5 protein-coding genes are annotated in these 11,124 nt (G+C 66.5%); 4 read left to right on the top strand and 1 reads right to left on the bottom strand.

Annotation, left to right across the window (positions count from 1 at the left end; all coding sequences use genetic code 11):
• The first annotated feature begins 26 nt into the window (after positions 1-26).
• The gene (locus tag AC6EUH_RS09785) at positions 27-383 is read left to right on the top strand and encodes a barstar family protein (RefSeq protein ID WP_499738500.1); all 357 of its coding nucleotides are present in this window, start codon (positions 27-29) and stop codon (positions 381-383) included.
• Positions 384-397: 14 nt separating this feature from the next.
• Here the strand turns inward: AC6EUH_RS09785 and glgP are convergent, their stop codons facing one another.
• Entirely contained in the window at positions 398-3,016 is a 2,619-nt protein-coding gene (glgP, locus tag AC6EUH_RS09790) for an alpha-glucan family phosphorylase (protein WP_499738501.1), read from the bottom strand.
• A 142-nt stretch (positions 3,017-3,158) separates the two neighbouring features.
• On the opposite strand from glgP, the gene AC6EUH_RS09795 reads away from it, so the two are divergent.
• From AC6EUH_RS09795 to AC6EUH_RS09805, 3 genes are read left to right on the top strand one after another with little or no spacing between them, the layout of a single operon-like run.
• Complete coding sequence (locus tag AC6EUH_RS09795; RefSeq protein ID WP_326951834.1) at positions 3,159-5,228, top strand: alpha-1,4-glucan--maltose-1-phosphate maltosyltransferase; 2,070 nt, start codon at positions 3,159-3,161, stop codon at positions 5,226-5,228.
• Positions 5,229-5,233: 5 nt separating this feature from the next.
• The gene (treS, locus tag AC6EUH_RS09800) at positions 5,234-7,030 is read left to right on the top strand and encodes a maltose alpha-D-glucosyltransferase (protein ID WP_056427195.1); all 1,797 of its coding nucleotides are present in this window, start codon (positions 5,234-5,236) and stop codon (positions 7,028-7,030) included.
• A gap of 1 nt (position 7,031) precedes the next feature.
• Positions 7,032-10,748 (top strand): 1,4-alpha-glucan branching enzyme, encoded by a 3,717-nt coding sequence (locus tag AC6EUH_RS09805; RefSeq protein WP_056427193.1) that lies wholly within the window; start codon positions 7,032-7,034, stop codon positions 10,746-10,748.
• The last annotated feature ends 376 nt before the right edge of the window (positions 10,749-11,124 follow it).

Consider the following 11,124-nt stretch of genomic DNA (forward strand, 5'->3'; position numbering starts at 1 on the left):
GCGGAACAGGCAAAACAAAGGAACCCATGAAGATCTACTCCGCAGACACCTGGACCATCGAGGAGCTGCAGGCCTTGGCGGCCGACGCCGGCCGGCGGACTCTGCTGGTCCCAGCCGCCGATACCAAGCGGGCCCTCCTGGAGACGTTCGCGGAGACGCTGGACTTCCCGGAGGACTACGGCGTGGACTTCGACGCGCTCAACGACACCCTGCACGACTTCGCTGATGCCGTCGCCGACGACGGCCAGGCCCCCCTCACCTTCATTTGGGAGGTCCCGGCCGCCTTCCGGGCCGACCGTTCCTTCGGCGTGATCTGCGAAGTCCTGCAGGACGCCGAGCGCTACGCCGGAGAGAACCTGGCCGTCACCGCCGTCTGCCTCTAGCGGAACGGCGGCCCCTAGGCGTTCACGATCAGGCCCAGTTCGGCTTTCGACGCGAGGGCCGTGTGCTTCGGGAGCACCCGGACCGTGTAGCCGAAGGAACCGGACCGGTCGATCACGACGGTTCCGCTGAAAAGGTGCCGGCCCTTGCCGAGGTCTTCAATCGCCTTCAGCTCCGCCACCGTGACATCGGCCAGCTCGTCGCTGTCTTCAGCCTTGCCGTACGCCACCTCGACGGACACATCATCCGGGGTGAGGTCGTGCAGGGCCACGTAGGCGTTTACCTGGAGCATGTCGCCGATCTGCGGGTCCTCCGACACACCCACCGAGTCCACATGCTCCACCTGAACTTGGGGCCACGCGGCCCGGACCGCGGAAGTCCACGACGCCAGGGCTTTGGCCTCGGCAAAATCTTCCGCCACGGCCCGCCGGCCGGCGACGGCGGCCGGCCGGTACAGGACGTTGACGTAATCCTTGAGCATCCGGTCTGCGGAGACTGCCGGACCCAAGTGGGACATGGTGTGCTTGATCATCGAGACCCAATGCGTGGGGACAGCCTGCGGCCCGGGCTGCGAAGGTCCGGCGGCGCCGGCGCCGTCGGACACCGTCAGGCCGTAGAAGCGCGGTGCCACCTGCGTCTCCAGCAGCTCGTACAGCGCCGCAGCCTCGATGTCGTCGCGTTCCTCTGGGGATGCTCCATTGTTGGCGGTCGGAATCGCCCAGCCGTTCTCGCCGTCGTACATCTCGTCCCACCAGCCGTCCAGGACGGAGAGGTTGAGCGAGCCGTTCAGGGCGGCCTTCATGCCGGAGGTGCCGCACGCCTCAAGCGGACGCAGCGGGTTGTTCAGCCACACATCGCAGCCCGGGAACAGGGTCCGGGCCATGGCGATGTCGTAGTTCGGCAGGAACGCGATCCGGTGCCGAACGGCCGGGTCGTCGGTGAACCGGACGAGGTCCTGGATCATCTTCTTGCCCGCGTCGTCGGCCGGGTGCGACTTGCCCGCGATGACCAGCTGGATCGGGTGGGTCTTGTGCAGCAGCAGGGCCTTGAGCCGTTCGGGCTCGCGGAGCATAAGGGTGAGCCGCTTGTAGGTGGGCACCCGCCGGGCGAAGCCGATGGTCAGGATGTCCGGGTCCAGCACGGAATCCGTCCAGGCGAGCTCGGCGTCGGCCGCGCCGCGCTTCTTCCAGGCGGCCCGGAGCCGGCGCCGGACGTCCTCCACGAGGGACACGCGCAGCTCGCGGCGGAGGGCCCAGACGTCCTCGTCGCTGACGTTGTAGGTGAGGTCCCAGCGGCCCGGCTCTTCGGCGTCGGAGCCGAACTGGTCACGGGCCAGGGCGGAAACGCGCGGGTCAACCCACGTGGGCACATGCACGCCGTTGGTGACCGACGTGATGGGAACCTCGGAGTGGTCGAATCCGGGCCACAACGCGGAGAACATTCCGCGGGACACCACGCCGTGCAGCTTGGCCACCCCGTTGGCGCGCTGTGCCAGCCGCAGGCCCATAACGGCCATGTTGAAAACGAACGGATTGCCGTCGGTGTAGTCCTCGCGGCCCAGGTTCAGGATCTTGGCCACCGGCACGTCCGGAGCCAGGCCGGCGTCGAAGAAGTGCTGGATCTGCGAGACCTCAAAGCGGTCGATGCCGGCAGGGACCGGCGTGTGGGTGGTGAATACGGTGGAGGCGCGCCCGGCGGCCAGTGCTTCGTCCCAGCTCAGCGGACTCTCCCCGGACATCAATTCCTGGATGCGTTCCACTCCCAGGAAACCGGCGTGTCCCTCGTTGGTGTGGAACACCTCAGGCGCGGGGCTGCCGGTGAGCTTCTGGAAGGCGCGCAGCGCCTTGACGCCTCCCATGCCCAGCAGGAGTTCCTGCTGGAGGCGGTGGTCGCCGCCGCCGCCGTACAGACGGTCGGTGATGCCGCGCGCGGCTTCGTCGTTGCCGGGAACGTTGGAGTCCAGGAGCAGGAGCGGGACACGCCCGACGTCGGCGCGCCAGATGTGCGCCAGCAGCCGGCGGCCGTGGGGGAGCGGAAGCGAGATCTGGAGGGGCTTGCCGTTGCCGTCCGCGGAGGCCTCGCGCAGGAGGGTCAGCGGCAGCCCGTCCGGATCAAGGACGGGATAGGTTTCCTGCTGCCAGGCGTCACGGGACAGTGACTGCTTGAAATAGCCGGCCTGGTAGAGCAGCCCGACGCCGATCAGCGGCACGCCCAGGTCCGATGCTGCCTTCAGGTGATCGCCGGCCAGGATGCCGAGGCCGCCGGAGTACTGCGGCAGCACCTCGGTGATGCCGAACTCGGGGGAGAAGTAGGCGATGCACGCCGGTGCCCCGTCGCCAAGGCTCTGGTACCAGCGGGGCTGCTCGAGGTACCGGTCGAGGTCTTCGGCGGCAGCATGGACCCGGCGCACCACGTCCTGGTCCGCGGCGAGGCGTTGCAGTTCCTCCCGGCTGACAAGGCCGAGGAAGCTCACCGGATCGTGCGAGCTTTCGGCCCAGATCTTCGGATTCAGGCTCTCGAACAGCTGCCGGGTGGGCCGGTGCCAGGACCACCGGAGATTGGTGGCGAGGCGAGCAAGCGGCCGGATCGGCTCGGGAAGAACGGTTCGGACGGTAAATCTGCGGATTGCCTTCACCTGCGAAACACTAACGGACAAGTCGGAGGCCCGGAACCGGTTTAAGTTTCTTTTGTATAAATGACGGACAGGCTTCCGGAAAACCATTGGAAAAACGGAGCAGCCTTAGCAATCTGGCCGATTTGTCGATAACGTCGAGCCTGTGACTAACTCGCGAACCAGTGCCGTGTCCAAGCAAAAGCCGAAGGCCCTGATCACGGACGGCCTTCGCTTTGGCCGTTTTCCGATCACCGCCGTACAGCCGGCGGTTGACGGCGGGAAATTCCCCGCCAAAGCCGTTGTGGGAGAAACCCTGGTGGTGGGCGCCACCGCCTTCCGCGAAGGCCACGACCTGCTCGGCGTCAGCGCCGTCCTCCTGGATCCCCGCGGCAAGGAACGCCAGCGCGTCCGTCTCGCCCCGCCCCGCGGCGACCGAGGCAAGGGAACCGACCGCTGGGAAGGTCTGCTGACCCCGACCACCACGGGCAACTGGTCCTTCGTGATCGAAGCCTGGCACGACCGCTACGGCACCTGGCACCACAACGCCGAGGTCAAGGTGGAAGCCGGCATCGACGTAGAACTCATGCTGGCCGAAGGCGCCGCACTGCTCACCGAAGCGTCCGAGGACTCCTCGCGCCCGTCCGCCGACCGGCGAACGCTGCGGATGGCCGTCGTCGGGCTCAACGATGCCGGCAAGACGCCCGAGGAGCGGCTCGCCGCCGGTTTCAGCCCGGAGGTGGCCGCCGTCGTCGACCGCCAGCCGATCCGCGAACTGGTCACCGTCTCCGAAAATTACCCCCTGCTGGTGGAGCGCGAGCTCGCAGGCCGGGGCTCCTGGTACGAATTCTTCCCCCGGTCCGAGGGTGCCGTCCAGGATCACGCCACCGGCGAGTGGACCTCCGGCACCTTCCGCACCGCTGCCAGGCGGCTCGACGCCGTCGCAGCCATGGGCTTCGACATCATCTACATGCCTCCGATCCACCCGATCGGCATCCAGCACCGCAAGGGCCCGAACAACACCCTGCTGGCCGGACCGCACGATCCCGGTTCCCCGTGGGCCATCGGCGCCAAGGAGGGCGGCCATGACGCCATCCATCCGGACCTCGGCACCTTTGAGGACTTCGACGCCTTTGTGGCGCGGGCCGGGGAGCTGGGGCTGGAAGTCGCCCTCGACCTGGCGCTGCAGGCTGCGCCGGACCACCCGTGGGTCGCGAGCCACCCCGAGTGGTTCACCACCCGGGTCGACGGCAGCATCGCCTACGCGGAGAACCCGCCGAAGAAGTACCAGGACATCTTCCCGCTCAACTTCGACAACGATCCCGCAGGCCTGTCCAACGAGATCCTGCGCATCGTCCTCCTCTGGGTAAGCCACGGCGTCAAGATCTTCCGCGTCGACAACCCGCACACCAAACCGGTGTGGTTCTGGGAATGGCTGATCGCCAAGGTCAACAAGAAGCACCCCGACGTCGTCTTCCTCGCCGAGGCGTTCACCCGCCCGGCCATGATGCACGCACTGGGACGCGCCGGCTTCCAGCAGTCCTACACGTACTTCACCTGGCGGAACACCAAGGAGGAACTGGAGGAGTACTTCCAGGAGGTCAGCCACGAGTCGCCGGCTTTCTTCCGGCCGAACTTCTTCGTCAACACCCCCGACATCCTGACCGAGTTCCTGCAGTATGGCGGGCCGCCCGCGTTCAAGATCCGGGCGGCGCTGGCTGCCACGGCGAGTCCCATCTGGGGCGTCTACGCCGGCTTCGAACTCTACGAGCATGTGGCCCGGCCCGGCGCCGAGGAGTACATCGACAACGAAAAGTTCGAGTACAAGGCCCGCGACTGGGACGCCGCGGCCGAATCCGGCCGCAGCCTGGCCCCGTACCTGACCCGGCTCAACGCGATCCGCCGCGCCCACCCCGCCCTGGGGGACCTGCAGAACCTGACGGTGCACGCAAGCACGGACAACGCCACGGTGGTCTTCTCGAAGCACAAGACCCTTCCCGACGGCACAAAGGACACCCTGATCATCGTCGTCAACGTGGACCCGCACGGCATCCGTGAGAGCACGGTGACCCTGGACCTGGCAGCGCTCGAGCTGGATCCGGAGAACCTGACGCACAATGGCCGTTTTATGGTGGATGATCTGCTGACCGGCGAGAGCTGGGAATGGGGGGAGTACAACTACGTTCGACTGGACGCCCATGTAGAACCCGCACACATTCTTAGCATCCGGAGGTAGAACGAGTGAGTTTCGGCCCGACGAACCCCAACCAGCACTTCAGCCCGAAGGGGACCTTTGAACTGAACGCGCCCGGCCTCCAGCATGATCCGCACTGGTACCGCAAGGCGGTGTTCTACGAGGTGCTGGTCCGGGGGTTTGCCGACGGAAACGGTGACGGCTCCGGCGATTTCCACGGGCTGATCGACAAGCTGGATTACCTGCAGTGGCTCGGCGTCGACTGCCTCTGGCTCCCGCCGTTCTTCCAGTCGCCGCTCCGGGACGGCGGCTACGACATCTCGGACTACAACTCCGTGCTTGACGAATTCGGCACCATCAGCGATTTCAAGCGCCTGGTCGCGGAGGCCCACGCCCGTGGCGTGCGCGTGATTATTGACCTTCCGCTGAACCACACCTCGGATCAGCACCCCTGGTTCCAGGAATCGCGCAAGGATCCGGACGGACCCTTCGGCGACTTCTACGTCTGGAGCGACACGGACGAGAAGTACGAAGACGCCCGCATCATCTTCGTGGACACCGAGGAATCCAACTGGACCTTCGACCCGATCCGGCGCCAGTTCTTCTGGCACCGCTTCTTCAGCCACCAGCCGGATCTCAACTTTGAGAACCCCAAAGTCATCGACGCGCTCTTCGACGTCGTGCGTTTCTGGCTGGACCAGGGCATTGACGGCTTCCGTGCGGACGCCATCCCGTACCTCTTCGAGGAAGAGGGCACCAACTGCGAGAACCTGCCCCAGACCCACGAATTCCTGCGCAAGCTGCGCAAGATGGTCGACGAAAGCTACCCGGGCCGCGTGATCATCGCCGAGGCCAACCAGCCGCCCGCTGAAGTCGTCGAGTACTTCGGCACGCAGGAGGAACCGGAATGCCACATGGCCTTCCACTTCCCGATCATGCCGCGGCTGTACTACGCGCTGCGCGACCAGAAGGCTGCGCCCATCATCGAGACGATGAAGGACACTCCGGACATTCCGGACGGCGCCCAGTGGGGCACTTTCCTGCGGAACCATGACGAGCTGACCCTGGAAATGGTCACCGCCGACGAGCGCGCCGCCATGCTCGGCTGGTACGCGCCGGACCCGCGTATGCGCGCCAACATCGGCATCCGGCGCCGGCTGGCGCCGCTGTTGGACAACTCCCGCTCCGAGATCGAGCTCATCAATGCCCTGCTGCTCTCCCTGCCCGGCAGCCCGTTCCTGTACTACGGGGACGAGATCGGCATGGGGGACAACATCTGGCTCGAGGACCGCGATGCCGTCCGCACGCCCATGCAGTGGAACCCGGACCGCAACGCCGGGTTCTCCCATGCGGATCCCGGCAAGCTGTACCTCCCGGTGATCCAGTCGCTGGTCTACAACTACAGCATGGCCAACGTCGAAGCTGAAGCAGCCCATTCCGGTTCGCTGCTGCGCTGGACGCGCCAGATCCTCAGTGTCCGCAAGAACCACCCGGCCTTCGGCCTGGGTGGCTTCGAGCACGTCGAAGCAGACCACGACGTCGTCCTCGCTTACCTTCGGGAACTGAAGGAAGGCAACTCAGCCGGCGAGGACAGTGAGACCATCCTGTGCGCCTTCAATCTGTCCCAGCACCCCGTGGCCACCACCCTGCGGGTACCGAGGTTCGCCGGCCGGGGCCTCCGGGACGTGTTCGGCGGCCAGGCGTTCCCGGGGATCTCCGACGACGGAACCCTGACGCTGACCCTGGGCAGCCACGACTTCTTCTGGCTGCGGATCCGCTCGGCCGCCTCCAACCCGGCGTCGCCCTACACGCAGGCCATGCCGATCCTGTCCATCGAAGGCTGAGATGACCCGACCCACTCTTACCCCTGCCCTGAGCGGACTGCTCGGCGGCTGGCTCCCGCGCCAGCGATGGTTCCCCGTCAAAAGCGCGGCGTTCAGCTTCGAGCCGGCCGGGCGCCTGAGCCTGGCCGGCGAACCCGGCGGCGCACCAGCTGCGGCCGGACTCGAGGTGCTGCTGCTGGCCGTGAGCTACCCGACGCCGGACGGCTCCCGTACCGACGTCGTCCAGGTCCCGCTCAGCATTCGGCGTTCCCCGCTGGGCGGGGCGGAAGCAGGGCTGATCGGGCGGATATCCGTACCGGGCCCCGCCGGGGCCGCCGGGGCGCCCGACGCCGTGGGGGCGCCCGACGCCCGGTGGATTTACGACGGCGTCCACGACCCCGAGTTCATCGCCGCGTGGCTGGAGCTGATGCGCCTCGGCGGCACCATTCCGACCGGGAACGCCTCAGGCCACCTCGTTGAGTCCGGCTACATCCTGCCACGGGCCACCGGCGTCGTGAAGGTCCTCTCCGGCGAGCAGTCCAACAGTTCGGTGATCGTCGAAGACGGCCAGTCGGCCGCGATCCTGAAGTTCTTCCGGGTGCTCTCCGAGGGCCAAAACCCGGAAGTGGAAATCGGCGCAGCCCTGACCGCCGGGCGCACCTTTGAAGTGCCGGCAACCCTGGGGTGGGTCACCGGGGAGTGGGACGCGCCGGCCGGGGAACAACGCGACCGCCCCGCTCGCGGTGAACTGGCCGTGGCGCACGAGTTCCTCGCCGGCGGACTGGACGCCTGGCGGCTGGCCGTCAACGCGGCGAGCCGCGGCCAGGATTTCACCGCCGAGGCACACGCACTCGGCGCCGCCACCGCGACGGTGCACCGCCGCTTGGCCGAGGCGCTTGGCGTCGCGTCCGAATCCGCCCCGGGAAGTGACATCGCGCCCGGCGTCGCCCAGAGGGTGCGGCAGTCCTGGGCCCAGGCCGGGGCCGCCGTCGGCCCCTACGACGACGCGCTGGACCGTCTCCTCCTGCGGCTTGAGGGCAGCGGCGCCGGTTCCCTGCAACGGATCCACGGTGACCTCCACCTGGGCCAGATCCTCCAGGTTCCGGGTGGCCGCGGGAAGTCGCCCCGCTGGGCCATCCTCGATTTTGAGGGGGAGCCGCTCCGGCCGATTTCGGAACGGAATTTCCCGGACGTCCCACTGCGTGACGTCGTCGGAATGCTGCGGTCCTTTGACTACGCCGCCGGCGCGGCCGTCCGCGAGCACCCGGACGCAGACGTCCCGGAAACCTGGGTCGACGACTGCGCCGAGGCCTTCCTGGCCGGCTACGCGGACGTCATTCCCGGCAGTATCGACCGCGATTCGCCTCTTTTCGTGGCACTGTGGCTCGACAAGGCACTCTACGAAGTCATCTACGAACTACGGAACAGGCCGGACTGGCTCTCCATTCCGGTCAACGCATCACGTCGTCTCCTCGGCAGTACAGGCTCCGGCGTTCCGGCCGAGGCCGCAGCGGAAGGTATCAAAATGACAGGTTCAGCACGTATCGATCGTCCCGGAAGTCCACTCCAGGTGGATGCGGAGACCCTGGCGAGGGTCGCCGCCGGCGAGCACCACGCCCCCCACTCGGTCTTGGGCGCGCACCTCGATGACCACGGGCATGTCACCATCCGCACGGTCAAGCACCTCGCCGAAGCCGTCGCTGTTGTGACCGCTGCCGGCACCTTCCCGATGACACATGAGTTCGGCGGCGTGTGGGTTGCCGTGCTGGAACCGCTGGAGCAGGGCCATGTGCCGGACTACCGGCTGGAAGTGACGTACGAGGGCCAGGCGCCGCAGCCGGCCGATGACCCCTACCGTTACCTGCCCACTATTGGCGAGCTCGACCTGCATTTGATCGGTGAAGGCCGCCACGAGCGTCTCTGGGATGTGCTCGGCGCGCACGTCCAGCACTACAAGTCCGGCATGGGCGACGTCGACGGTGTGTCCTTCGCCGTGTGGGCCCCGAACGCCCAGGCGGTCCGGGTCAAGGGCGACTTCAACGGCTGGGACGGACGGCAGCACTCCATGCGGTCCCTCGGCTCCTCCGGGGTCTGGGAACTCTTCCTCCCTGGCGTTCTAGCAGGGGCGTGCTACAAATTTGAAATCCGGACCCGGGACGGCTACTGGGTGGAGAAAGCGGATCCGATGGCCTTCGGCACCGAGGTTCCGCCGCTGACGGCGTCGCGCGTCGTCGAACCCTCCTACGCCTTCAAGGACGCGGAGTGGATGGAGGCCCGGGCCGGACGGGATCCGCACAACTCGCCGATGAGCGTCTACGAAGTGCACCTCGGCTCGTGGCGGGTAGGCCTCAGCTACCGGGAACTGGCCAAGGAGCTGGTGGCCTACGTCAAGTGGCTCGGTTTCACGCACGTGGAGTTCATGCCGGTGGCCGAGCACCCCTTCGGCGGATCCTGGGGCTACCAGGTCACGTCGTACTTCGCCCCGACATCACGCTTCGGCCATCCCGACGAATTCCGGTACCTCGTGGACGAACTCCACCAGGCCGGCATCGGCGTGCTGCTGGACTGGGTCCCGGCGCACTTCCCCAAGGATGAATGGGCGCTCGCCCGGTTCGACGGCGAAGCCTTGTACGAGCATGCCGACCCGAACCTCGGCGAACACCCGGACTGGGGAACGCTGATCTTCGACTTCGGCCGCAGCGAAGTCCGGAACTTCCTCGTCGCCAACGCGCTGTACTGGCTCGACGAATTCCACATCGACGGCCTGCGAGTGGACGCCGTCGCCTCGATGCTCTACCTCGACTACTCCCGCGAGGAAGGGCAGTGGCAGCCGAACCGTTTCGGCGGACGGGAAAACCTTGAGGCGATCTCCTTCCTGCAGGAAGTCAACGCCACGGTCTACAAGACCCACCCCGGAGCGGTCATGATCGCCGAGGAATCAACCGCGTTCCCGGGTGTCACCGCACCCACGAGCCAGGGCGGCCTGGGCTTCGGGATCAAATGGAACATGGGCTGGATGCACGATTCGCTCAAGTACATTTCCGAGGACCCGTTCAACCGCCGCTGGCACCACGGCACCATCACGTTCTCCATGGTCTACGCCTACACGGAGAACTTCCTGTTGCCGATCAGCCACGACGAAGTAGTGCACGGCAAGGGTTCGATGCTTCGCAAGATGCCCGGTGACCGCTGGCAGCAGCTGGCCAACCTGCGCGCCTTCCTGGGCTACCAGTGGGCCCACCCGGGCAAGCAGCTGATCTTCATGGGCACCGAATTCGGCCAGGAAGCCGAATGGTCCGAGCAGCACGGTCTGGACTGGTGGCTGGCCGAAATCCCCGCGCACCGCGGAATGCAGCTCCTGACCAAGGACCTCAATGAGCTGTACAGCGCCACCCCGGCGCTCTACGAACAAGACAACGACCCCGCCGGCTTCCAGTGGATCAACGGCGGGGACTCGGACCGCAACGTCCTGACCTTCATCCGCCGGGATGCCGCGGGAAACCCGCTGGTGTGCACCTTCAACTTCTCCGGGGGACCGCACGCCGACTTCCGCCTCGGCGTCCCGGTGGCGGGGGAATGGCAGGAAGTGCTGAACACCGACGCCGACACGTACGGTGGCTCCGGTGTCCTGAACGGGGGCACGCTGACGGCCACGGAGGATGGCACCGACGGCCAGCCCGCGACCCTTGCCGTCACGCTGCCTCCCCTGGGAGCCGCGTTCTTCAAGCCGGTGAGCTGACGCCGGCCCGCGGTCCCTGCGGGCGCTGGCCTGGGTGTCGCTGAAGAGCCCGGAATCCCCGTGATTCCGGGCTTTCCAGCGCTCGACCGGAGGGCCCGCCGGCGCCCCTTTGTCACCAGGGCAATGTGGTGGTAGAGTTTATTTCCGCGCTGCTCCCCGGAGTTGATCCGCCACCACGACCCAGATGCCTCACGGCGAGACTGAGTCGGAACGCGGATTTGACAAGGGTGAAGCGGCCCGGTAAGTTTGAAAAGTTGCTCCGGAGCGATCCGCGACCGATTGGTTGTGGTGGTGCCGGGTGTGTCTGTTGTTTGAGAACTCAATAGTGTGCCAAGTTTGTTGATACCAATTTATTGTATTGAATTGGTTGAATTTG

The sequence above is a fragment of the Arthrobacter sp. 001422645 genome, assembly GCF_059816125.1.